Here is a 24,765-nt window from a genome sequence, read left to right as displayed (position 1 = left end):
TGACCCACAGGGCTTAATCGTTACTACAATATATTCTACGAATTATCGATCATTGCTCCAGAAGGTTCACTTCCATTTCAAGGATCGCTTTTGCAACCGCTTCGACAGCCACGCGCTGTTTTCGATACAAATCCGCTTCAGACATAGCCAGCCTTGCGGCCACGTCGCGAACCTTGCGGCCTTCGATAAATTTCATTTCAAGGATATTGTACAGTATCCACTCGGTGGTGAACTTTCTATCGCCCCGCGGTTTGACCTGGTCTACAGCACTGCGCAATAAAGCACGTAAAGCATTTGCCGTATTTCCATCATCCTGCTCAGCAAGGTCACGCACCACCTGAAGTTTCATTAATGGATTGTTGGTAAGTTTTGGTCCGCCCCAATAATGAGTGAGCGCATCTTTGACCCAGTTTGCAAGGTCTGCCTCGTGGGGAAGAGGCTCTGTCATTAAACTGGCGCGGGTATCATAACGCCCTGCCGCGCGCATCCGCTGAATCAACTCAACCTGCGGCTGAATATCTGCTAGGGAATGGAATACATTTTGCTGCAACTGACGATCTTCCAGCGCAATGGCAGCACGGTCTGCCAATAGCCATAAGGCCTCGCGTTGATCATTTTCCATGACCTGCTTCTTTCCCTTTGCCACACCGAGCACGCCAAGCAAGGGAGGCAGTTCGTCTCGATCCATCTCCTGGCGTTTGCGGTGATGCAGAGGCAAGACCCAGAAATTTCCCCATTGGAATTCGCGCCGCATATCACCATTTACCTGCTCAAGAGCCTCTGTCAAACTTTCCTGATCGAGCAGCGAACGGTTGCCTGCCACCACAATCGGGGATAAGGTCTCATCATCCAATGCGGCCACAAAAGCAGCTGGAGATTGCAAGTGATCGCGCACAGCTGCCAGCACTGCCTCAAGAAATTGCTGTAGATCGCTCTGGGTGAGTAAACGTTCCTCAATATTTTGGAGTAATGCTAATTCATTGCGGTCACGCCCGAAAAACAACCAGCGTTCCCAAAGCGGAGCGGCGAAAGTAATAGCATGTTCCAGCAGTAAAACAGTTACCACCACAGCAAACGGTACAAAAGCGTTATAGGGTGTGCCCACCAACTCCCCTCCGCGACGGACAACAGTCATCAATGCCAGTGCGGCAGAGGCTGTTACCGGGCCGCGCATGATCCATTTGAACAAGCGGCTTTTGATGACACGGTCAGGCCATGAAACACCGAAGAAGGCCACCGCGTATGCCATCACGATCACCAGGGCACCGACCAGCAAATTTATGGAAGTGGCAGCGCCCCAAAACAGAAATTGATGTTGCGAGGCGAGGCTGTAGCCAAATAAAAGATAAGGGTAGGAACCAAGCGCAGGGGCTGTTGCACCAGCCATCAGGTACAACATGCGGCGGCGTCCTGAACGCGTCAACATGAGTCTGTAGGCGCGTGCAAAATTTATTCCCGCCCATACCATGATGAAAACATAGAAGAACGTAAAAACCTCAGTCCAAATTGTGCGGTTGAGGTAAGGTGCAGGCTTCCCATCAGGAACAAGCGGACCGAGCAAATAGCCAAGCCCTAGCAAAAGCAGGAATAATGCCGAGACAGCATACATGCCGCGCACAGCGAGTCGGCGACGCCCACGCGAAGGGCGGCCTGCTGTCACAAGCAACGCGTCAGAAAGATGTAAATAAGCTGCTGGGAGAAAAACAATACCGAACCACTGTAAACGCAGTAACAGGTCAATGACCCCCGTTGACATGGATTTATCCTGCAATGCTTCGGAGGTAAAGACAATTACCACGCAAAGCAAAATGATCGCAAATGAACGCGCCACCCTATCACGCAAATTAAATGAAAGCGCATAGAGAAACAGCGAAAATGCTGTAATGGCGATCCCCGCCGTTAGTATCTGGTTGAGCGTCTGGATCCCCGCCAGAAACGTCACCGACCAACCATTAATCATACAGACCCTTCCAATAAAATTTTCACAAGGGCGGTCATAACCGCCGCTTGTTTTATTTTAATACCTTTGCAAAAAATAAAGCCACATCCTGGTTGATGTAATAATGGTCATTATACCCGCAGAACTCAAACCCAAACTTTTGTGCGAGACGGATGACGGGCAGATTCTTCGACTGCATCTCCAAAATTATACGACGATGCGATCTGGACGCCGCCCAATCCTGCCCGGCCGCCAATAAAGCGCCGCCCACACCCTGGCGACGATGAGCCGCATCCACTACAAGGTCAGTGACCCACACTACTGAATCCGATCCCCGCTCAAGCAGGCTAATATACCCAACAGAGTCCGGTCCGATATATGCTGTGTACATCATGGATTTTCGCACCCAGTCATCGGCAAGTGAGAACGGATTATGAGGATATGCCACAGTAATGGAACGAGGCAAACGCACCTCGCGGAAGGTGGCCATCACCTGCCCCGTGTCGCGGCGCAATTCCAACTGCCAGACCGATTCACTGCTGGCAGAATGGTCAAATCCCATCAGACGTGAAAGATCGGTGGCAACCGTAGGACGAAGTTGAATTTCAGGCATGAATTGAATAATCCATTTTCTTTTTCTATTGTAAAGGCACAACCCGCACCGGCACAATACAGACCGGCAATAGCTGTCCCTGATTATCCGTAACCACCAATCTCAATTGATAATCACCGGGAGTTAGAGCGGTGGTATCCCAGCGTCCAAGAGAGTCGTTATTGACGATCGTGCGGCGGGCAGAAATGGTCGCCCAGGTATCGCTTCCGAGGGGCGCGACCTCATATTTATAGAACCCAAAATTTGGAATGTTGACAGTACCGATTAGTTCTATGGCACCTTTGATCTCATCTCCCGCTTCCGGGAAGGTAATCATGATCTGGTTTGCTACACAACCCGTATTGCCAACCACTGCAGGCTGTGGCAACGAACCTGAGAATTGGGTCATCATCTCTGGTGAAAGTGTTCCTGTGGGAGTTGAGATCAAATCCAATGTAGGTGTGGTAACAAAGAAATCGGCGGGAAGCCCGGGAATTATAAAGGTCGCCATAAAGAATTCCGCACAGAACATAATGACAATGAGCGTCGAGATCGTGGCAGAACGCCCCAGGCGGCGGGCGGAAAATTCTCGTTCCAGGCTAAAGACGGCAACCCGCCATTCACGCCACGAGCGCAGCAACCAGCGAAAAGAAAACATGCCGCCAATTGCCAGCAGGATGTAGATCAGCACCTCATATGAATCGAGGAATTTATAAAATTCTGTCATGCTTGAAATATTATTACAGCCCGCGCAGCACACCCCGAATGATCTTCTCGATCTTGGGCGTGATTATCTTGCCTGCTTCGATCACTTCTTCGTGGGTTGTGATCGTAGAGCCATCCAGGTTGGCTTTGTTGCTGATTCCAGAAAGCCCAAGCACGCGCATATTGCCATGTCGTGCAATAATAACCTCAGGTACTGTGGACATCCCTACTGCATCCGCGCCTGCCGTACGCAAAAAGCGCAGATCAGCAGGCGATTCAAATGATGGGCCGCTCAAGCCAACGTATACACCTTCTCGCAGCGTAATTTTATTTTCCTTTGCAATTTTTCGAGCAAGGGTACAATATTCGCGATCATATGGCTGGCTCATATCCGGGAAGCGTGGACCAATTTCATCCAGGTTTGGGCCCATGAGCGGATTCAACCCGGACATCCCCATGAAATTAAGATGATCGGTGATCAACATGACATCACCGGGGTTGAAGTCCGGGTGCACACCGCCCGCAGCATTTGTAACAATCATGGAGGGGATTCCCAGCCTTTGCATGACTCGCACCGGCAAAGTGACTTGCCCCATCGTGTAACCTTCGTAATAATGGATGCGTCCCTGCATGATAAGCACAGGTTTGCCCTCCAATTCGCCGATTACAAAACGCCCCACGTGCCCCTGAACGGTTGAAACGGGAAAGTTGGGAAGGTCGCTATAAGGGATATAAACCGCCCCTTGGACAGAATCAGCCAAGCCGTTAAGCCCGGAGCCGAGGATGATCCCCGCGATGGGCTGGATCGAGGTCTGTTTCCTTATTGTCTGGACAGTTTCATCAATTTGAGCAAGGGATATATAATTTTGCATTTAAGATTACCTGTGTCTGCGTTTTATGCAAATGGCCGCATCCCCACCGAAAAGACCAATTTACTTTGGGATTATATCAGAAATTAAAACTGGCTTTTACGGCATGAACCGCCTTTTCAGAAGGTAGATAAAATTTGCCTCTTATGCTATCCTAGAACGCAATGAAGCAATCACTCGAAAACGACCTCAATATTTTTTCATCCGGAATACTAGGTTTTCTGGGCGTGAGCCTGTTATTAATTCCTGATTATTTAAAATCAATAGGAACGGATGAACAAGGCTGGTTTTTTGTAATTTTAGGGGTCATCTCTTTTTCAATTGGGCTGTCGTTACAGATCGTATCCATTCTACAGGTTCCGCAAAAGAGAATAAAGCTCGTTCAGGGTTTGTCAGTTATCCTGCTTTTTGTCTTTATAGGAATGTATGCACAGGCTGGGTTGTTTTTAGAGGGATGGATTCTTTTCTTTGCTGCGATCATGCAATTAATATCAATCTTGAATATTGGAAAACGACTCGAAAACGTCGACCTCTTAAATTTGAGTTTCGTCACAATCGGGTTTTCAAATGGGATATTTCTTGCCTCATCAAGCAGCATCTATGCACAATTTGATATAAGTCATATCAAAACCCCTCTTTCAATTGCGTTCCTAATTACTGCCTTTATCGGTGCCATCAAGCTAGTTCTCCCCTTTTCAAATAAATACAACAGTATCCTCGCGCGCTTACATGCCATACCCTGGTTGATCTGGTGTGTTGTTTTCCTGCCTCTTGCATCCGGCGCAAATTTCATCCCCCCGGCACTGCTTGTGCTGCTGATATTTTTCAATAACCTGCTGCCATGGAGCCGCCTCAGCCTGACGAGGGACGATATTCTTGGTCACAGAGTCATTATGATCGCCAGTACGCTGGAACTGACCCTGCTGATCTTCCTCAGCGCGTTGCTCATCGTAATGGACGATTTGGCGAATATCAGCAATGCCTCCATAATGGTCGTGCGCGAAGCGGCTTTTATTTTCTTCACTTTGATATCTATTGTGATCTATTATGAAGTATCCACCATTGTCATGACCATTAATGGGCTGATGCAGGAATTGACCAAGACGGAAGACGAGCCCGATGACCTTGATATCAGCGTGATGCCATGGAGTGAACGGTTGGGGCGTTATCTAAAACCGTTCATGCTCACACGCGAGGGGATACGCTTCCGCATGCACGCACAGTCAGACCAGATCGAGATGTTGACACGCCAGTGGACAAATGAAAAAAAGCGCAATATGCAATTGACACTGCTGTTGGAATTAAGCCAGCAGCTTGAAAATCAACTGGACCAGCCCGTGGCAGCACAGTTGGCTGTAAACACGATGGAACGTGCGTTGAACTGTTCACTGATCAGTATTTACATCCACGAACCAGATCGACAGGAATTTATGCTGATCGCCGCAGCGGGACATCAGACCAGTTTGATCCCAGCCGGTTACCGCCAGAGCACATCCGTTGGAGCCATGGGGCGCGCCATACGCCAGCGAAAGACCCAGATCATCAACGACATTAGGACGGATGCAGATTATCTACGCTTTGAAAATGAGAATAATTTATCGGCTGTTATTATCCCCTTGATATTTAATGGACATGCCAACGGCGCAATCGTGTTAAACAGTGAAAGCCTCAATGGCTTCGGCAGTATCGACATTGGCCTGGCAGAAACAGTGGCGGCAGAACTCACTCGCGCCTGGGAACGCTCGGGATATCATCAGCGTTTGAAGGATCTCATTCAAGCCGGGAGTCATCTGTCGTCCATGGTGGAACCGGGTACCACGGCTCAAGAGGTGGCATCCATTGCGAGGGATATTTTGCAGGCCAGGTTCACCTTTGTTCACATTCAATTGGGGCAGGAAAAGGAAAGAAATTTCACCCAGAGTGCCTATTCCGGTAATGCAGCACACCTGGTGGAAAGCATAGAAAACTCAGCGAATTCAGAAGGGTTGATCCAAATGGCATTCCAGGCCGCTCAACCGTTCCGCATTCGGGATGTTAGAAAATATGCCGCCACATCACATCTTGTTATAGATAACGCTGGCTTGCGAAGCATGTTAACCATTCCCATCCGCTGGCATCGCATGAACATTGGAGCAATCTTTGCCTTTGGGAAGCAAAATGAAGTCTTCTTTACCGAAAACGATGAATCACTGGCCGAGTTGCTTTCCATTCAAGCGGCAGGCGCATTTGAAAGCACCTGGCTTCAGCAGGAATTACGCGCATCCCTGCGAATCACGTCACTACTATATCGGCTGAGCAACCAGATCATTCAGGCAGAAAATTTAAAGGATGCCGCCTCAGATATTGCCCAAACTGCCCATAAACTCGCAAAGAGTATCACTACTGGCATCGTGTTATTAAACCTGGATGGAAAAATTTCAGCCGAAGTGGAAATCGACTATTCAGGCATACACAATGGCTCCAATCACCCTATGGAGTTAATTAAAGATGCCATGAATTCAGGGCAGCTCATTTATTTTTCACACGGCAAGTCTGTGATCAGAACCTGCCTGCCGATTCAAACCCCCATTCGTAAATACGGCGCAGTCTGGATGGACACCCCGGAGGAGGCAAATCAAAACCCCGCTACCAACCCCAACGATTTGCAGGCTCTCGTCAACCAGGCTGCCATTGCCCTGGAACGCTCACTCTTACTGGTTGAGTCACGCAGGCAGGCAGTAGAGATCAAAGCCGCATACGATACATTGGAAGCAACATACGATCAAACTCTCGCATCACTTATGTCCGCGCTGGATGCACGTGATCGCGAAACCGAAGGACACAGCCTGCGAGTGAGTCACCTTGCCGCAAGATTGGGGGAGACACTCGGATATTCACACCAGCAGTTAAAAGTATTGGAACGCGGATCGCTCTTACACGACATCGGCAAGATCGGCATCAGCGATACGATCCTGCATAAACCTGGCCCGCTAAGTGAAGCTGAATGGAAGCTGATGAGATTGCATCCCGATATTGGCGCAAGGATCGTGGAGGGAATCCCATTCCTGCAAGACACCATTCCCCTAATTCGACATCATCAGGAAAGATGGGATGGCACAGGTTATCCCGCCGGGCTTTCTGGAGAAAATATCCCTATTCTCGCGCGCATGTTCGCGATTGTAGATGCATTTGATGCCCTCACCAGCAACCGCCCATATCGGAGCAAGATATCAACCGAGGAAGCGCTTCAATATCTTCGAGAGCAGGCGGGCATATTATTTGACCCCGCTATCGTCAGTGTTTTCGAAGAACTGGTCGTAAATGATAAAACTGGCTTCGTACTTGCCGAATAAACTATTCTCCCCACATTGTGGGACATTCATCATTTCCGAAAATTACTTCAACACTTCTGCAAATCCCTTAATAGCCTTCTCCACACCCGCGTCATCCACCCAATAATGTGTCACCAAACGGAAACGGCGGACTCCCGCCCAATCCACCAATACGCCGCGCTTCTTCATTTCTTCGATGATTTGATCCTCTGTCAACTTAATGTGATCGGCAAGATCAAAGTAGACCATATTGGACGCGGAGCGCGCATCCAACCTTAATCCCTGAACCTGCTTTAACCCCTCGAACAGACTCTTCGCCCGGGCATGGTCCTGCCCAAGCCTGCCCGTCATCCTCTCCAGCGAGATCAGTCCTGCCGCCGCCAATACCCCCACCTGACGCATTCCTCCACCCAGCATCTTTCGCAAGTGACGCGCCCGCGCAATAAATTTCTTCGTGCCTACCAACATCGATCCGACAGGGGCAACTAATCCCTTGCTCAAACAGAACATGACTGAATCCGCCGGGGCGGTTAAATCCTTGACATCCACATTCAAAGCCGCTGCCGCGTTAAATATTCTTGCGCCGTCAACATGAAAGAGTAGATTATTTTCTTTAGCGATCTTTCCTACTTGCTCTGTGTATTCCGCAGTTAATGGAATCCCACCGCAAACATTCTGCGTGTTCTCGATGCAAATGAGTCGCGTAATGGTGTGGTGCACATCCTCGGTCTGGATTGAAGCGTAGATGTCATCCAATGCTAGAGTCCCATCCAATTGATTCTTGACCGGGTGCGGTTGAATCCCACCGAGCGCAGACATCCCGCCCGCCTCATTCATATAAATATGCGACTTGTCCCCCACAATCGCCTCGTCCCCACGCTGGCAATGAACGAGGAGCGCAAGCAAATTTCCCATCGTCCCCGAAGGAACAAAAAGCGCATCCTCCTTGCCAAGCATGGATGCCGCTTTCGCCTGCAAAGCGTTGACGGTGGGATCATCGCCGTAAACATCATCACCCACCTCAGCCTCAGCCATCGCTTCGCGCATTTCGGGAGTGGGTTTTGTAACGGTATCTGAACGAAGGTCTGTGTATTCCATAAGGGTCTCCTAAAAAAGTAAAAAGTGAAAAGTGAAAAGTGAGGAAAAACTACTCCATAGTGTTCACAAAATATTCGGCGGGCAATTCATGGATAGCAAGAGTCGCACCTGGTTCATTCAAGCCAATCTTTTTTGTTTTCAACCATGTGATATATCCATTCAACAAACGGCGAATTTCTTCAACTTGCAGGCGCAATTCATCATAAAGTTCTTTTTTGCAAAATCCCAAGTCTTTTGAAACCAATAAAATGGTTCAATGTTTCATCCAAAGAACCACGTGCCATATAGCAAAACCTGACATTATCCATGTAATAAAAGCGACCTGCGCCTTCTGCGATATTTGCCCCAATACTTTTTGACGATCTTCGTATTTGATCCACCAATCCATATTTTTCTTCCTTTGGCAATAATGGAAGCAACTTTTGATGAACATCCAACATTAACTGATGTGACATCTGCCAAACTTTCAATGTCTCAAAACTCTGCTCTACCATCAATCCTCACTTATTGCTTTTTACTTCTCACTTCTCACTCCCCTACTCCAACCTTCTCACATCATCCAAAGCCTTCTTCAACTCTTCAGGCAATTCAGCTTGGAAGGTGCGGGGTTCTTTTTCATTGGGAAGTATGATCTTCAAACGGAACGCATGTAAAAAGTGACGGTTGATATTAACCGTAAATTTTCTCTTCCCATAGACAGAATCACCCACGATTGGGCAGCCTAAAAATTCACAATGTAAACGGATCTGGTGAGTACGCCCCGTTTGCGGACGGAACTCCAAAAGCGTGTGTTCCTTGAAAGTCTCAAGCGTTTTATATTCACTGACAGCCTCACGCCCTTTACCGGGTGGTAGGATCGCCATCTTTTTGCGGTGACTCGGGTCACGCCCAATAGATGCTTCCACACGGCCTGTGGACGTGGGTGGTTTTCCATCTACAAGCGCAAGATAAGTCTTTTCCACTCTTCGCAAACGGAATTGCTCCTGGAGCCAGTTATGCGCGCGTTCATTTTTCGCAAGCACAATCAAGCCTGAGGTTTCCTTATCAAGCCGATGCACAAGGCCGGGACGTTCTTCGCCACCAATGCCTTCCATATCAGGGTCATAACCCAAAACAGCATTCACCAGGGTACCGGAAGCATGTCCAGCAGCAGGATGCACCACCATGCCCGCAGGTTTATTGACAACGATCAAATCCTCGTTCTCAAAAATTATGTCAAGCGGAATATCTTCACCTGTTAATCCGCTTGGAACGGGCGGCGGTATACGCACTTCCACATCAGCGCCAGCTTCCAGCGCCTGGCCAGATTTTTTTGCAGGGTTTCCATTAACTGTAACAAAACCATCCTCGATCAATCCCTGCAAACGTGCCCGTGAAAACTCAGGCAGGCAGGTCACCAGGAATTTGTCAAGGCGTTCTGATCTATCGCCCGCATATTGAAATTTTTCCATTCGGTCGCTCACGATTTCTCCCCAGTGTTTAGCATTATCTCATCAGGTTTTCTTCTCTCATGCACCCAAAAGATTAACAATAACATTGCCACGCTGACATTAATACTTGCATCAGCAATATTGAAAATATAAAAAGTTCCCACAGAAATAAAATCAGTAACACTGCCAATGGTCAGGCGGTCCACCAGGTTCCCAAGGGCACCGCCTGCATAAAGACCGGCAGCCGCCAACATCCAAACATTTTGTGACTCCATGGTAAACACATAATAAAAAACAGCGCCAATTACCAGGAAAGCCAGAACAATAATAATGACATTGCCATTCTGGAACATCCCAAAGGATGCCCCCTTGTTTTGGATGTAAGTAATGCGGGCATATGGAGAAAGCCAGCCCAATGACTCGGGCAGCCAAGTGGTGTTGACGGGAATGTTCTTTCGCACCAGCCATTTTGTCCATTGATCAAGGGCAACGACCACAACTATAACGATCAACAAAATAGTGTATCTTCTCCCAGGTTGGTTTTCATCCGCCGGAGGTATTAATTTCTCATCCATTTTCGCAGGTTAGCTTTCTTCTGCGGAGTTCATCGAAGTTTCGATCTGAACATGGCTATCAACATTTTCCCCGTGATTTTCTTCAGCGGCCTTTTTAATCTTATCCTGCCGTTCCTTTAACCAAACACCCAGCAAAAGGACTACCACGCCAATTGAAATGGATGCGTCGGCAATGTTGAACACTGGAAATGAACCAACGGAAATAAAGTCGGTCACTTTGCCCATCATCAAGCGGTCGATCAAATTTCCACTTGCGCCTGCAAGCTGCAGACCCATCGCCAGTTTCAAGGTCCAATCTTCGTTTTCCACATGCGGGAAGTAATAAATAATGGCAGCGATCACAATAAAGGCCAGAATCGTAAAAACCAAATTCCCGTTCTGGAACATGCCAAACGCAGCCCCGCTGTTATACCAATGCACAACCCGCGCATATGGGCTGAGCCAGAACAACCAATCGGGCAGCCATTGCGCGCCAAACTCAATGTTCTCGCGCACCAGCAACTTCGTCCATTGATCAAGCGCAACCACCACACCGGCCACGCCAAATAAGGTCAAATAATCTTTAACTCTGGAATTCAACTTCACACCTCATTTTCAAAATACAAAGTGCCGCATAAATTATTAAAATAGCATTATGTTTTTTAGCGGCAGTGCGCCTATTGTACCGCAGGCGTAAGTCGGATTGGCAATCCGACTTACACAAACACTCTTGGCACGCGCGCACTGATATTTGTCATCACTTCATATTCATTCGTGCCTGCCCAATCGGCGAGTTCCTCGGCTGTGATTCCACTGCCCAACAGAATCACCTCATTCTCCATCTTCACATCATCATCCCCCACATTGACCATGAACTGATCCATGCAGATGCGTCCCACTTGCAGATATGATTTTCCATTGATGACGACCCGCGCTTGATTGGTCATGCGGCGGAAGTATCCATCCGCGTAGCCGCAGGGGATGGTGACGATTCGAGTCCGCGCCTCAGCCTGCCACAACGACCCATAGCTGACACTCCGCCCGGGCAGGGTGATCTTGCTGTATGCTACTTTCGATTTCCACGTCAGCGCTGGTTTCACATCGATCTTCTTTTCAATATCGCGCGCGGGGTAAACACCATAAAACAAGACACCAGGACGTACCATGTCCATATGTGCTTCGGGCAGATTTAATATCCCACCCGAATTACAGATATGGCGCATGGGCGTAGGCAGGCTGTTCTTTTCGTAAAAGCGTAATACTTCTTGAAAGCGTTCGAGTTGGATTCTGGAATCAACCAGCTTGCTGGTTGCGGACAGCAAGCTGTCCGACTCCAGAGATTCTGAGTTCGCTAAGTGTGTATAAATCCCTTCTATGCCTAAATGCCTACACGCAAGGGAGTGCTTTATGAATTCTTCCGCTTCATATTCATGAACACCCACCCGCTCCATACCCGTATCAATCTTGAGGTGGGCTTTGAGTCGCTTATGGGTAGACTCGGCTAGTTGTTCGGCAGCAGTTAGTATGTCTAGCGATGAAGCGGTGAGGATTAAGTCATGTTCAAAAAATAATGGCAACTGTTCGATCAACGTCCCGCCTGCAACAAGGATTGGTTTCGTAATCCCAAGTTCGCGCAATTGAATCGCTTCTTCAACGAGGGCAACTCCAAAATAATCCACGTACGATTCGATGAAGGGAGCGACGCCCTCGATGCCGTGACCATATGCGTTGGCCTTGACCATCGGCATGACCTTGGCGGGCGCAACATGAGCGCGGATGTTTTGAAGATTTTGCTTTAGCTGGTTGAGATTGACTTCAAGATATGTAGGCCGCATGTTTTATTTACGAAGGGGATGTGCCCACCAATGATATTCAACATCGGGTTCGGATTCGGGTTCAGGACTGACGCCAAATTTTTCGGCGACGAAGCCGTTCTTTTCATAGAAAGCGCGTGCCATCTTATTTGCGACATGCGTATAAAGCCACATGTGCCTCGGCAAAAGTTCGCGCGCTTTCATCAGCAATGCCTGGCCGATGCCCTGGCGATGATAGGCAGGGTCAACATACAGGCGGTCTATGAATTCACCTTGAATGGCAAGAAAGCCAAGCGGAACGCCATCCCGTTCGTAGACCCAAATTTGACATTCAGCTACAACGGCTCTCTGGAAATATTCGCGCGCGTCTTCAAGTTTATGCCCCATGCGCGCCATCAGTTTCGGCATGGCTACGGTTTCTGCTTCAAACCAGATGCGCGTAATATCATCAAAGTCTTCGGGCTTATATAATCGAATAATAGGTTGCATGGGTCGAGTATACCCGACTAAAAACGAAGACCTCCGAGTTCCTACCCACAAGGCATTTCGTGGAGAACTCGGAGGTCTGGAGAATTCGAAGGGCTAACGCCAGGCACCAAGGATCGCGCCCATCACGACAAAGGTAACGAGGTGATTACCGGCTTCGTAGTACCAGGACTTCACACGGTCCGCGAATAATTTGTTGGTGAGGCTTGAAGGGGCTACAAACCCAAGCCAGAGCAGGAAGCCAGCCGTCGCACCTGATGCCAGCGTCGCGCCGCCGGACAAGCTTCCCATCGCAGTGACCATGAGAGACATGAAGACAGCCTGCACAAGGGATGACAATATGACCAGCACCCATACAATCCACATGCCGCTCATGCTTTGGTCACCCGGGATGTCCTTGTCCGTCTTGCCGATGGCCTTCCACCAGGCGGGATAAAACCCCTTTGGGCTAAACCAGATCGAACCAATGATCATACTTGCTACGACGCAGGCAACAACAGCCAACCAGTTGATAGAACTAAAATCCATTTCAGCCTCCATTTGATAAAGTTGATCGGCACGCGCCAATCTTGGATCAAATTATATCAGAAAATTTGTTCTAATATACGGTTTGAAAATTCGGATTCACCAGAGATGCACAGAGATGAACGGAGATTTCTCGTGGAGAAATCTCGGCTCAGGCTCCGCAATCGGATACTAATCTCCATTCACTAATTTCTTCTTTATATCTTTCCAGCCACGTAGTCCAACACATCAATTTTTGTGAGGATGCCGATTGGCTTGCTGTTCTCCACAATGATCAAGGCATAACCAGCTTTCAGCGAAGGCATGGCATCCTCGAGCGGAGTTTCGGGCGGGAAGACTGCGCCAGCATTTTGCACGAGCGCATCTATCATCTCTTCGTTACTGTGTTCATGTTTTTCGAGCATATGATTAAGTAAATCCACTTCTTCGATGAGACCCACGAGCGTTCCATCCGCGCCGACAACTGGCATCTGCGATACTGCATTCTGGTGCATCACCGATACCACCTTGCGAATCGAGTCACCAATCGTCGCCGTAAATAACTGCTTGTTTGGCTTGGCAATCAAAAGGTCGCGCAGAGCCGTTTCTCCGAATTCCATCGAGAGAAAACCGAATTCACGCATCCATTTATCATCATAGAATTTGGAAAGATAGCGCGAACCCGAATCAGGTAGGATTACAACAGGCAAACGATCAGGAGATAACTTGCGACAGTATTTCATCGCCCCCGCAATCACGGAGCCAGAAGAGCCACCCGCGAAAATCCCTTCCTGCCGCACCAGTTGACGCGCCCACAAAAATGACTCGCGGTCACCTGCACGCTCAATGGCATCTACATAATTAATATCCATGGTGGATGGCAAGAAGTCTTCGCCGATGCCTTCCACTTTATAAGTTTTTGGGTAAGCGCCCGGAGGGATAACGCCTTTGTTTTGCCAAATCTCGGTCAGGATCGAGCCTTCAATATCCACGCCCACAATGGTGATGTTTGGATTCTTAGCCTTGAGATAACGTCCCACACCTGTGATGGTGCCCCCGGTGCCAATGCCAATGATGACATCGGTCAGCTTGCCTTCGGTTTGTTCCCACAACTCAGGACCGGTACTCAACTCATGTGTTTTTGGGTTATCGGGGTTGTGATATTGGTTGGCAAGAACAGCGTTTGGAACCTCGCGCGCAATTTTTTTGGCAACCTCATAATAAGAGCGCGGATCGCCAGGGCCTGCATCCGTTGGTGTAATGACCACCTTCGCGCCATAGGCACGTAATAATAAAATCTTTTCATTGCTCATCTTATCAGGCATGACGAAGATGGTCTTGTAGCCCTTCAAGGCTGCTGCAATCGCAAGACCTACACCTGTATTACCAGAGGTGGCTTCGACAATTGTCCCACCGGGTTTGAGCTCTCCCCTTTTTTCATACTGTTCAATAATATACGCCCCAACCCGATCCTTGACCGACCCACCGGGATTCATAAATTCCAATTTCGCATATAACGGAACTGGAAGGTCTTTGCCAATTCGTTCCAATTTTACAAGCGGCGTATTCCCCATCGCGCCCAACACGTTATTAAAGACTCTTCTCTCTTTTGATTCGGGTAATCCGGTCACAGCGTCTCTCCTTGGTTGGGGGTATTTTACCGTCTTTTTAAGAAGAGACTTCCGAGTTCTTACCCACAGGGCACTTCGTGGAGAACTCGGAGGTCTTGGATGATAACGTGAAAAACCGTCCACGAATAGGCCACGAATGCTCGAATGGCTGACTGACATTCGTTCATTCGTATAAAATTCGTGGATGGTCTCTTACGGTGAGCGGGAACAACGAAATCCGAAGCCGCCGTACCAATTTGTCGGATCGTACCTGAAGCGGAATGCAGAACGGACGTCGCTAACGCTATTGTTCCACGAGCCGCCGCGCAACACTCGAGCACCTGAAGAACTCAAATTCTCACGCCCATTATCCGCATCATAAGGATAGGGTTGATATAAGCTGCTTACCCATTCCCAGACGTTTCCAGCCATATCATACACGCCATAAATACTTGCACCCCTCGGATACTTGCCAACTGCTGTCAAACCGCCAACATTTTGGTTGTAATTCAGCAAACTTTCACTTGGAGAATCATTTCCCCAAGGATAGATATTTCCGTCGGTGCCGCGCGCGGCTTTTTCCCATTCAGCTTCCGTAGGTAATCTGCGTCCTGCCCAGGAGCAGTACGCCACCGCATCGTTCCATGAAACATAAACAACGGGATAATGGTCAAACTCTGAATTTCCATAATAATTTGGATGAGTATAAGATTTGGAGTCATTTGGCTGGTCACATTGATTCGCTGCGACACATTTGGCATACATGGCATTGGTCACTTCGGTCTGGTCGATCCAGAAGGCATCCAAACTAACTTTATGCTCTGGCTTTTCATCGGATAGCCCGCTACTGTCACTCCCCATTATGAAAGTGCCTGCTGGCACATAAACCAAAACCATGCCATCTTTTTCGGACACGACTGTCAAACCAATATATGGAGGTAGGGTGAAGATTGGAGGAGCAAATGTAATAGTTGATGACTGGGCTGGAGTAGTAGTAATTGGCACTTGAGAAGTGGTTGTTGGTGATATAGTAGGTGCGACAACAAAGTTTTTACGAAGATAGTTTCCGCCAAATAAAACCATGAGCAAACCGATAATAACAATTCCGCTGATCCCAAGCCAGCGAAGGTTGTTGTTTGGCACAAATTTCTTCATACCTTGAGAGTCTGTTATCGCTTTAGGGGCAAGAGTAGATGGGGCAAGAGTAGATGGGTCAAGAAATCTTGTGAAAGGCTTTGCGGTAAACTCTTTCTTTAGCTCTTCCTTCACTTCTTCTTTCTCAGGATTAAGGACAACCTGCTCTGCTGGTTTAAACTCAGGTTTAAAGGGTTTGGGAGTTCGCTGTTTTGTATCTTCCATTAGTACAGGTGATACATCTTCGCCTAGCTCAGTCGCTCGCCTGTTCAAACTCATCAATAACCGCCTGCGTCCACCATCACTGAATAAATCCACCCAATGATACCAATTCAGGTTTCTAGGAAGTTCACACGCCTCAAGTCTTACAGGAATGATAAAAATCATTCCTTCGGGCTTTTCTAAAGCCCTATCTAGCGCAAAGGAAATTTCTTTTTGAACAAACCCCTCTTTATTGATTGAAGCTTTAGACAGGCAAACAAGGATTACATCCGAGGCATCTATAGCTTTTGAGATTTCCACCGCCCAGTTTTGGCCGGGCAACAACTCCTCCTGATCCAGCCACGGTTGAGTGCCGCGCTGTTTGAGGTAACGGTGCAGTTTCCAAACAGCAGGTTTGTCTTGTGAGGCATGACAGAGAAAAACATGGAGGGGTCGGGGCATGATAAAAAAATCCCAATGTTGGGATTATATGACAGGTAAAGAAAGTTGGCGAGATACGAACAACTCAGACCTCTACGGGGTAACATCGCCCGCACAACGAAGACCGATAATGCTGCCAATTTTGGAGGGCTCAAGCTTGTAACGATAATCGACGCGCACAATGCTATCGCCTTCATTCCATGACCCGCCACGTAATACTCGAAGCTGACCTAATTCGGGGCCCAAAGGATTTGACAAAAGAGAATCCTGATAATAGGCATCACCATACCAGTCCTGCACCCACTCCAGAACATTCCCAGCCATATCCAGTGCGCCATAAATACTTGCACCTTCGGGATATTTGCCAACCATGGATGTATCACCATTATTACCGTTGTAATTTAGCAGCGAATCTTTTGGTAGAGCATTTCCCCAGGGATAAGCGCGGGCATCTGTGCTGCGCGCGGCTTTTTCCCACTCTGCTTCGGTGGGCAATCTGCGACCTGCCCATTCACAATATGTTTTCGCCATGTTCCAATTCACATAGATCACAGGGTAAGAATCAAATTCAGAGTTATCGAAATAATCTGGACGAGTGTATGAACTAACCTTGACTGGTGGATTACATTGATTCGCATCCACGCATTTGGCGTACATGGCGTTGGTCACTTCGGTCCGGTCGATCCAGAAGGCATCCAAATCCACTTGATGCTCAGGTGTATTCTCCACATGGTCATTGTTACTGCCCATTGTGAATTCACCTGCGGGAACAAATACCAGGACCATGCCATCTTTTTCAGAAATCATGGTTGAACCAATATCTGGAGTTGGCGTATAAGTCAGCGGTACGAAAGTGTGGGTGGGTATGACGGTTGTGGTTTCAGTTACCTCAGTCAAATTGACTGGTTGATCAGGCATTCCAGAAAAGAATATTGCATAAGTACCCCAGGCAACAAGCGCAAGCATGGATAAACCAAGTACCACCCGAGGAGGGGCCGCAGAAAGAACATATTTACGCTTAATGGATTTGCTTTCAGGCTTCACAGAATCCCGTTGAATTTGATCTTCCGCTCTGATTTCTTTTTCTCCCGACTTATCCAACCCTATCACCCCACTAGCTTCGATTTCTATTTTTTGTTCATGGCGCAGCTTCAATGCGTTCAGCAGATCGGAAAGTGTATCCTCTTTGGCAGGGCCAAAATAATCCACCCAATGCAAAGCCCGTAATTTACGAGGGACATTGCAATCGTCCAGCCGCAATGGGATCAAGAAAATAGTATTTTCTGGTTTTTCCAGAGCAATATCATACGCATAACGAATTTCCCTTTGAACATAGCCCTCTTTTGTCACCGATTGATTTGAAAGGCAAACGATCACAACATCTGAATCTTCGACGGCCTTCTCGATCACCATCTCCCAATCCTGCCCTGGCAAGATCTTTGCCTTATCAAGCCACGGGTCAATCCATTTTTCTGCTTTCAGCGCATCAAATAACTCGCGCACAGCGGGTTTGTCTTGTGATGCATGACAGAGAAAAACGCGAAGAGGTCTCATTGTAAGAATATCCCAATGATTGGATTATAAGAGAGATATAACAATAGAGCAAACTTTACAAAATCGACTCTTGACAAAATTTCGCAAAAGTTCCATAATGGTTGCAAAATGGAAGCAAGAGAGGAACCCATGACAACTGTTACCATAAAAAACATCCCCGAGGAAATTTACGAAAAAATCAAACTCCAGGCCAAGGCCAACCATCGCAGTGTGAACAGCGAGATCATTTCCATATTTGAACACGCGGTCCAGAAACGGATCCCTGCTGATGTTCAGGCGATCCTGGAACGTACGCGCAAAATTCGGGAATTAACTGCTCATTACACAGTCAGTGATGAAGAACTTACTCGCTGGAAAAAAGAGGGCCGCGAATGATCATCGTTGATGCAAATTTAATTGGATATTTTTTTATAGCAGGTGAAAATTCACAACTGGTGACCCAGGTTTTCGTAAAAGACCCCGACTGGTACGCTCCTTTATTATGGCAAAGCGAAGTTCGGAGTATTGTTTCCAAATATTTTCGCTTTAAGTATGTGAGCCTTGAAAAGTGCCAACAGATCATGAATGAAGCGCATGACCTTATGGTCGAACATGAAAGATTTGTCTCATCCAATTTAGTGCTTGAACTCATGGCAACCAGCAAATGCACATCTTATGATTGTGAATATGTGGCCCTTGCAAAAGAAATGAATCTCACTCTTGTTACCTTTGACAAGGAAGTAGTACAAAACTTTCCGCAAATTGCGATCTTTCCACAAGATTTTGTAAATATTTAAAATAAAAGATCAATCCCACCGAAGGTTTCGGCGGGATTGATCTTCATCCTTTGTTTTATCCAAACCACTTATCCAGCCTCTCAGTTTCAAACAGGCGTTTTTCATCCAGATATTTCTCAGAGGCTTCTGTAAGTGTGATAATCGGTTCTGGCTCGGCCAGAAAACTTCCCTGCACCATCATGGCCTGTCCACCACCTACTTCCAAATAGCAACCGCCCTCCGCTGCAAAAGTCGCATCAGGATTCTCTCCCATAAACTCGGAGGCGATACGATCCGCAACAGCATCACCCATCATCTCGGCAAACAAGCCAGCCTTGGGAAGTGGCTTATTATTTGCCAGCATAATTTGCACTACATCACCAATCGCATACACACCGGGAAATGAAGTTTCCATCGTCCGCGAATTCACGTCCACCCAGCCAGAGGGCCCAACCAAGCCACTGTCACGCACAACTGCGGGCGGCGTGTGAGGTGGCACCCCCAGCAAAAGGTCATAAGGCAGGCGCTTATTTGGGAACACCACTTCACCCGCTTCTATCGATGTGGCTTTATGATTCGGAAAAAATTGAATCCCGTGATCCGCCAAACGACCCTCGATCAAGTCACAACTCACCTGCCCAAGAATCGGCAAAGACATTGGCTGTGGGCTGAACACAATGATCTCTGCCTTCACCCCTCGCGCCTTCAATTTTTCGTTAATCAGCAATGACATTTCAAAAGGCGCAGGCGGGCACTTATATGGCGCGCCAAAAATCCCGATCACCAAACGCCCGCCTTTGAATTCGCTCAACGCTTTTTCCGCACGCGGAATATCCTGCGGGTCATATACATTCAAAGCATTTTCCTGAAAACCTGTTACCGCATTGGGGAGCAGGTCGGCACCAAGCGCTACGACGATTGCATCGCCTTGGATTTTCTCTCCATCCACGACAACAGATTTCTCTTGAGGATGAATCGACTCAACCGACCCGCGCATCACACGGACGCCGATCCTGCTCAAGCTTTCAATCGGCCTTTGCCCAGCCTCAAGCGGAGCCTCGCCGATCAGCGCCCAACTCTTGCGGAATCCCACCATAAAATACGGGCGGCGGTCTACAAGAATAACCTCAACATCATCCCCAAGTTTTTGCTTGAGACGATGCGCCGTTGCAATTCCACCAAAACCACCACCTAAAATTATGACACGTTTCATAAAAATTTTCTCCTCGCTGAGCGGAGCATCGCGCAGTCGAAGCGCGCGCTATCTACCAACACGTCCTTCGGCTTCGCTCGACGAACACTCGCTCCGCTCAGGACGAAGGGTACATCTTTAATACACTGGCAAATTCGTATCCACATCCCTCGCCCAGGCGTTGATGCCGCCTTTGAGGTTCTTTACCTTCTTGAAGCCTGCACTGGCGAGCAATTCCAGCGCGCGGGCAGATCGGCTACCGCTTTTGCAGAAGATGATCATGTCATCGGCGCTGTCTAACTCAGCCAAGCGCCCAGCCAATTGTCCCAGCGGAATATTGACCGCATTTGGCAAAGCGGAAATTTCCAACTCGTGTGGTTCACGCACATCCAATAGCTTGAGGTGATTGGTCTTCACGCGTTCAGCTAGTTCCTTGGCAGTAATGTCCAGGCCTGCGCCTGCGGAACCTTCTTCATGGTCGTGGCTGGGGACACCGCAGAATTCTTCGTAGTCAATCAACTCTTTGATATCAGCATTCGGCCCACACACGCGGCAATTGGGATTCTTCTTGAGCTTGACGAAGTCAAAGGACATGTCAAGCGCATTGTATAGGAGCAGTTTACCGATCATTGGTTCACCGATGCCGAGCAATACCTTCAAGGCTTCGGTGGCTTGAAGCGTGCCAATCGTGCCGGGTAATACGCCCAACACACCACCCTCTGCACACGAAGGGACAAGCCCAGGAGGAGGCGGTTCAGGGAAGAGGCAACGATAGCACGGCCCTTCCTTGGCATAGAACACGCTCACTTGTCCGTCAAAGCGGAAGATGGATGCGTACACATTCGGCTTGCCGAGGAAGACGGCAACGTCATTAGTCAGGTAGCGAGTCGGGAAGTTATCCGTGCCATCGAGGATGATGTCATAGTCGGCGGCAATGCGAAGCGCATTTTCGGAAGTATACGGCTCATTGTAGACATCCACTTGAATGTCAGGATTCAAGTCAATCAGCTTTTCACGCGCACTTTCCACTTTCAACTTTCCAATCGTGGATGTGCCGTGGATCACCTGTCGCTGTAGATTCGATGAATCGACCACGTCGTAATCCACAAGCCCAATACGACCGACGCCCGCAGCAGCGAGATATAAAGCAACGGGCGAGCCAAGTCCACCTGTGCCAATGATCAGCGCGGATGAATTCTTTAGCTTGCGCTGGCCCTCAAGCCCCACTTCTGGAATCAGCAAGTGGCGTGAGTAGCGCAAAATTTCTTCGTGATTGAGTTCAGGTAACATACTATCCTCTTATTCTTAAATGTCGCTGCGAGGGCGCTCTTGTTCTTCGCCCGAAGCAATCCCAATTTTGTAGGAGATTGCTTCGTCGGGACGAGCACCCTCCTCGCAACGACATGGTCTTCCACCAGCAATGGACGGAATCAACATAATCTTCTCGCCATCCTTGATCGGAGTATCCACTCCCTGCAGATCCTTGATATTATGTTCACCTACGAACAAGTTTACAAAGGGGCGCAAATTTCCGCCTTCACTAAAAATGTGTGGCTTGATGGTTGGGTATTGGCTGGTCAAATCTGCGAGCGCCTCGGAAACGTTCGAGCCATTGACGTTAACGCTGGCCTGTCCATTTGTGTAAGCGCGCAATGGAGTTGGGATTCGTAAAACGGGCATATAGAGTCTCCTAATTTTATTTACATCTGGTGGTTGAGTAGCCCCGAATGCTCTTTGAGGGGCGTACACTTGCACCCACTGCGTTTTATACAGTGCAGTGTCGAAACCACCAATTGATAAAGAATATTCAATTCACAGGTGGTCTCGATATGCCTTCGGCTATCGCCTCAGGCTACTCGACCACCAGAGTTCATCTGCAATTACAAAGTTTGTATCTGTTCCATCAACTTTTCAACACGTGCCACACCGTTATTGACATAACGCGCCTCGCCACGGGCATTGAGCAAAAATGTGGTCGGCACACTCATCACACCCCAGGTCTTCGCGAGGTCGGGGCGTGCGGTGGCGTCAATTTCAACGATGTGCAATTTCTCGCCCAGCAAGGTGGTCAACTTATCGAGCGCGGGGCGTTGAACGGTCTTACACGGCGCGCAATCTGGCGTTGTGAAATACACAATGACAGGTTTGTTCGGCAATGGATTCAACAAAGAATTCAAATTGTTCTTCGCACGCAATAACAACCGCTGATTCAGTAGCCAATATGCGCTCACGCCCAGGAATATGATACCAATTGCAGAAGCGAAACGCAACAGAATATCGGAAGTCATGCTCTTGCCTCCGCTTTTGGCTTCATACCGGGGAATATCCCTGTGGGCGGTTGCTTACCAAAGCCCGGCACTCCGAGCCGTGCCAACCAGTAATACACGGCACATCCCACACAGAAACCACCGAAAGCATTTAATGAAGCAAGTGCAATCACGATCCAGACCAGCGCCCAGCCTAAAACGGATGAGCCAAGAAATAATGCAGTGGAACCCGCGGTCAAAAACACGAAGCCAACGATCTGTGAAAAGCGATGCGGCTCAGGGTTGTCATCCAGCACATCAGGTTTCATCCACCCACGCGGCTTGAGAATAGATTTGTAAACAATGCCAAAGCCCGGGGTCTTCAAAACAGCACCAAGCCCCATCACCAACGCGACGAATGCTGCAAGGATCGGCTGGTTCAAGATGTACGCCACGACACTTAAAAAGATGATGAATAGTTGATTTGTCTTTAGAGCAGAGTGATCCACTTTTTGTAAAGTTTGCGATGTCATATTAAAGTCCTGTTATTTATATACTCTGGTGGTCGAGTAACTCCGAGTGCTTTTCGAGGAGTGTATCGAGACCACTCGTTATTGAAAATATCACTATTACATGGTGGTTTCGATACAGGCGAGAAAAACACTCGCCTTACTCAACCACCTGAAAATTTATTGAATTGAAATCTCTTCTTCTTCATACTTCGAGCGGTCTTCAAGCAACCGCCATGAGCGGTGATTGACAGCCTTGCCTTCATCCACGCGCGTGATAATGTAAGAGAAAAACGGCTGCGCCCATTCACGGTCATATTCGGAGGGGATGTTCGGGCAATCGGGGTGCGAATGAAAAACACCGATCAGATCCAGGCCGAGGCTCTCGGCTTTTAATTCGGCTTTGAGATAATCTTTGGGCGTGAACAAAAATCGGTTATGCCGCGCCTCATCTTCACGCGCATTTGGCAAAGACAAAATCTCTTTCACTTCGCCATCCACGCCGATCAAAAAACCAGCTCCCTCTTCAGGGTAGGCTGCCTCAACATGTGCGTTGATCTCTTCAAGCAAGTCATTTGAAACAGTCAGCATTAGTTGCCCTCCCATAACGATTTATCACTCAAATATTTATAGCCCGCATCGGGGAACAGAGTCACCACAACGCCTTCATCCAATTGACTTGCAACCTCAAGCGCTGCGACTGCTGCCGCACCGGAGGAGATTCCAACAAAGAGACCTTCCTCCCGCGCCAGGCGATTTACCATCTCATGCGCCGCTTCGGTCTTAACCTCAAGCGGAGTGCCCGCAAGTGACTCGTCGTAGATCCCAGGCTTGATCGCACTAGGCATATGCTTGAGGCCTTCGAGTCCATGAAAAGATGCATCGGGTTGGAAAGCAACAATTTTTACATTCGGCAATTGCTCGCGAAGATATCTTCCCGTACCCATCAATGTGCCAGAAGTGCCAAGACCAGCAACGAAATGAGTCACCTCTCCATTAGTCTGCGAAAGGATTTCGGGCCCTGTGGAAAGATAATGCGCTTGCCAATTTGCAGGGTTGTTGTACTGATTGGCATACCAATACAAGTCTGGCCTTTCCGCAGCCAATTCACGGGCTTTAAGAATCGCACCATCCGAGCCTTCAAGCGGGTCAGTGAGAATTACCTCTGCGCCCAGTGCTTTAAGAATAGTGATCCGCTCCGAGCTAGCACTGGCTGGCACCGCCAATGTGACTGGGATTCCCAAGGCCGCACCAAAGGTGGCGTATGAAATTCCCATATTGCCTGAAGTTGAATCCAGCAAACGCTTGCCAGTTCCCAGGTCACCGTTGATCAGCGCATTTTGAATGATGTTCAACGCAGGCCTGTCTTTGACGGAACCGCCCGGGTTAAACCATTCAGCTTTGGCAAAAATCTTTACACGTGGAGGCAGGCTAAAGCTGAGTCTGCGAAGCGGCAGTAGCGGCGTATTCCCCACGTGAGCAGGAAGTCCATCAAGAAGAATTGAATTTGATTCTTTCAATCTAAAATCGAGTAAAGTCATGTGTATCCTTCTTATCAGAGATTGCTTCGGGCAAAGAACTGAGGCGCCCTCGGAATGACATACAGTTAAATCAAAAGCAGCCAACGAGTAAACAAAAAGACGGCGAACAAACGCCACACTATGCAAAAATTTTGCAAGCGGGGGTCGTCCAACCGTCTGATGATTCCGTTGACTGCGGAAGGGTCTGTCTCAGGCGGTGGTTACGAGCCCCGCGACAGACACAAGCAATAGTTAAATGTTTTCATGATCTTCATATTAGATGTCCGCTATTTTACGTATC

25 protein-coding genes are annotated in these 24,765 nt (G+C 48.4%); 3 read left to right on the top strand and 22 right to left on the bottom strand.

Features of this window, described 5'->3' with window-relative positions; all coding sequences use genetic code 11:
• Positions 1–49: 49 nt before the first annotated feature.
• From AC14M5_RS20105 to AC14M5_RS20090, 4 genes are read right to left on the bottom strand one after another with little or no spacing between them, the layout of a single operon-like run.
• Entirely contained in the window at positions 50–1,960 is a 1,911-nt protein-coding gene (locus tag AC14M5_RS20105; RefSeq protein WP_484031501.1) for a hypothetical protein, read from the bottom strand.
• A 52-nt stretch (positions 1,961–2,012) separates the two neighbouring features.
• Positions 2,013–2,552: a GNAT family N-acetyltransferase gene (locus AC14M5_RS20100; RefSeq protein ID WP_484031500.1), complete on the bottom strand. Its 540-nt coding sequence runs from the start codon at positions 2,550–2,552 to the stop codon at positions 2,013–2,015.
• Between the two features lie 25 nt (positions 2,553–2,577).
• The gene (locus tag AC14M5_RS20095) at positions 2,578–3,258 is read right to left on the bottom strand and encodes a hypothetical protein (RefSeq protein WP_484031499.1); all 681 of its coding nucleotides are present in this window, start codon (positions 3,256–3,258) and stop codon (positions 2,578–2,580) included.
• A gap of 13 nt (positions 3,259–3,271) precedes the next feature.
• The gene (locus AC14M5_RS20090) at positions 3,272–4,108 is read right to left on the bottom strand and encodes a purine-nucleoside phosphorylase (RefSeq protein WP_484031498.1); all 837 of its coding nucleotides are present in this window, start codon (positions 4,106–4,108) and stop codon (positions 3,272–3,274) included.
• 161 nt (positions 4,109–4,269) lie between these two features.
• On the opposite strand from AC14M5_RS20090, the gene AC14M5_RS20085 reads away from it, so the two are divergent.
• On the top strand, positions 4,270–7,437 hold the full coding sequence (locus AC14M5_RS20085) for an HD domain-containing phosphohydrolase (RefSeq protein WP_484031497.1): 3,168 nt from the start codon (positions 4,270–4,272) through the stop codon (positions 7,435–7,437).
• A 42-nt stretch (positions 7,438–7,479) separates the two neighbouring features.
• Here AC14M5_RS20085 and ltaE read toward each other — a convergent pair whose 3' ends face one another.
• The 11 genes from ltaE to AC14M5_RS20030 all read right to left on the bottom strand — a co-directional run bounded on the left by ltaE (position 7,480) and on the right by AC14M5_RS20030 (position 18,242).
• Positions 7,480–8,514, bottom strand: coding sequence for a low-specificity L-threonine aldolase (gene ltaE, locus AC14M5_RS20080; protein ID WP_484031496.1), 1,035 nt, complete (start codon positions 8,512–8,514; stop codon positions 7,480–7,482).
• A 200-nt stretch (positions 8,515–8,714) separates the two neighbouring features.
• Positions 8,715–9,008 carry a four helix bundle protein gene (locus AC14M5_RS20075; RefSeq protein ID WP_484031495.1) on the bottom strand — a complete coding sequence of 98 codons (294 nt, stop codon included), beginning with the start codon at positions 9,006–9,008 and terminating at the stop codon, positions 8,715–8,717.
• Between the two features lie 42 nt (positions 9,009–9,050).
• The gene (locus AC14M5_RS20070) at positions 9,051–9,977 is read right to left on the bottom strand and encodes an RluA family pseudouridine synthase (RefSeq protein WP_484031494.1); all 927 of its coding nucleotides are present in this window, start codon (positions 9,975–9,977) and stop codon (positions 9,051–9,053) included.
• Complete coding sequence (gene lspA / locus AC14M5_RS20065) at positions 9,974–10,519, bottom strand: signal peptidase II (protein WP_484031493.1); 546 nt, start codon at positions 10,517–10,519, stop codon at positions 9,974–9,976. The genes AC14M5_RS20070 and lspA (AC14M5_RS20065) overlap by 4 nt, the downstream gene beginning before the upstream one ends.
• 9 nt (positions 10,520–10,528) lie before the next feature.
• Complete coding sequence (gene lspA, locus AC14M5_RS20060) at positions 10,529–11,098, bottom strand: signal peptidase II (protein ID WP_484031492.1); 570 nt, start codon at positions 11,096–11,098, stop codon at positions 10,529–10,531.
• A gap of 116 nt (positions 11,099–11,214) precedes the next feature.
• Positions 11,215–12,333 carry an alanine racemase gene (alr, locus tag AC14M5_RS20055; protein ID WP_484031491.1) on the bottom strand — a complete coding sequence of 373 codons (1,119 nt, stop codon included), beginning with the start codon at positions 12,331–12,333 and terminating at the stop codon, positions 11,215–11,217.
• Between the two features lie 3 nt (positions 12,334–12,336).
• Positions 12,337–12,801 (bottom strand): GNAT family N-acetyltransferase, encoded by a 465-nt coding sequence (locus tag AC14M5_RS20050; protein ID WP_484031490.1) that lies wholly within the window; start codon positions 12,799–12,801, stop codon positions 12,337–12,339.
• A 93-nt stretch (positions 12,802–12,894) separates the two neighbouring features.
• Positions 12,895–13,326, bottom strand: a complete 432-nt coding sequence (locus AC14M5_RS20045; RefSeq protein WP_484031489.1) for a DUF1761 domain-containing protein — start codon at positions 13,324–13,326, stop codon at positions 12,895–12,897.
• A gap of 194 nt (positions 13,327–13,520) precedes the next feature.
• Positions 13,521–14,933 carry a pyridoxal-phosphate dependent enzyme gene (locus tag AC14M5_RS20040; RefSeq protein ID WP_484031488.1) on the bottom strand — a complete coding sequence of 471 codons (1,413 nt, stop codon included), beginning with the start codon at positions 14,931–14,933 and terminating at the stop codon, positions 13,521–13,523.
• Positions 14,934–15,125: 192 nt separating this feature from the next.
• Entirely contained in the window at positions 15,126–16,709 is a 1,584-nt protein-coding gene (locus AC14M5_RS20035) for an SUMF1/EgtB/PvdO family nonheme iron enzyme (protein WP_484031487.1), read from the bottom strand.
• A 72-nt stretch (positions 16,710–16,781) separates the two neighbouring features.
• Positions 16,782–18,242 carry an SUMF1/EgtB/PvdO family nonheme iron enzyme gene (locus AC14M5_RS20030; protein ID WP_484031486.1) on the bottom strand — a complete coding sequence of 487 codons (1,461 nt, stop codon included), beginning with the start codon at positions 18,240–18,242 and terminating at the stop codon, positions 16,782–16,784.
• A gap of 129 nt (positions 18,243–18,371) precedes the next feature.
• Between AC14M5_RS20030 and AC14M5_RS20025 the strand changes: the two genes are divergently transcribed.
• Positions 18,372–18,617 (top strand): FitA-like ribbon-helix-helix domain-containing protein, encoded by a 246-nt coding sequence (locus tag AC14M5_RS20025; RefSeq protein ID WP_484031485.1) that lies wholly within the window; start codon positions 18,372–18,374, stop codon positions 18,615–18,617.
• Positions 18,614–19,018 (top strand): type II toxin-antitoxin system VapC family toxin, encoded by a 405-nt coding sequence (locus AC14M5_RS20020; RefSeq protein WP_484031484.1) that lies wholly within the window; start codon positions 18,614–18,616, stop codon positions 19,016–19,018. The genes AC14M5_RS20025 and AC14M5_RS20020 overlap by 4 nt, the downstream gene beginning before the upstream one ends.
• Before the next feature lie 55 nt (positions 19,019–19,073).
• Here the strand turns inward: AC14M5_RS20020 and AC14M5_RS20015 are convergent, their stop codons facing one another.
• The 7 genes from AC14M5_RS20015 to AC14M5_RS19985 form a co-directional block, all read right to left on the bottom strand.
• On the bottom strand, positions 19,074–20,210 hold the full coding sequence (locus tag AC14M5_RS20015) for an NAD(P)/FAD-dependent oxidoreductase (protein ID WP_484031483.1): 1,137 nt from the start codon (positions 20,208–20,210) through the stop codon (positions 19,074–19,076).
• 117 nt (positions 20,211–20,327) lie between these two features.
• Positions 20,328–21,479, bottom strand: coding sequence for a molybdopterin-synthase adenylyltransferase MoeB (gene moeB / locus AC14M5_RS20010; RefSeq protein ID WP_484031482.1), 1,152 nt, complete (start codon positions 21,477–21,479; stop codon positions 20,328–20,330).
• A gap of 15 nt (positions 21,480–21,494) precedes the next feature.
• Positions 21,495–21,869, bottom strand: a complete 375-nt coding sequence (locus AC14M5_RS20005) for a MoaD/ThiS family protein (protein WP_484031481.1) — start codon at positions 21,867–21,869, stop codon at positions 21,495–21,497.
• Between the two features lie 200 nt (positions 21,870–22,069).
• The gene (locus AC14M5_RS20000) at positions 22,070–22,477 is read right to left on the bottom strand and encodes a thioredoxin family protein (RefSeq protein ID WP_484031480.1); all 408 of its coding nucleotides are present in this window, start codon (positions 22,475–22,477) and stop codon (positions 22,070–22,072) included.
• Entirely contained in the window at positions 22,474–22,968 is a 495-nt protein-coding gene (locus AC14M5_RS19995; RefSeq protein WP_484031479.1) for a DUF4395 domain-containing protein, read from the bottom strand. The genes AC14M5_RS20000 and AC14M5_RS19995 overlap by 4 nt, the downstream gene beginning before the upstream one ends.
• A gap of 156 nt (positions 22,969–23,124) precedes the next feature.
• On the bottom strand, positions 23,125–23,535 hold the full coding sequence (locus AC14M5_RS19990; protein ID WP_484031478.1) for a M67 family metallopeptidase: 411 nt from the start codon (positions 23,533–23,535) through the stop codon (positions 23,125–23,127).
• Positions 23,535–24,485 (bottom strand): PLP-dependent cysteine synthase family protein, encoded by a 951-nt coding sequence (locus AC14M5_RS19985; protein ID WP_484031477.1) that lies wholly within the window; start codon positions 24,483–24,485, stop codon positions 23,535–23,537. The genes AC14M5_RS19990 and AC14M5_RS19985 overlap by 1 nt, the downstream gene beginning before the upstream one ends.
• Between the last annotated feature and the right edge of the window lie 280 nt (positions 24,486–24,765).

The organism is Candidatus Villigracilis sp., from assembly GCF_057083605.1.
This window is presented reverse-complemented; position numbering and strand designations above follow the sequence as displayed.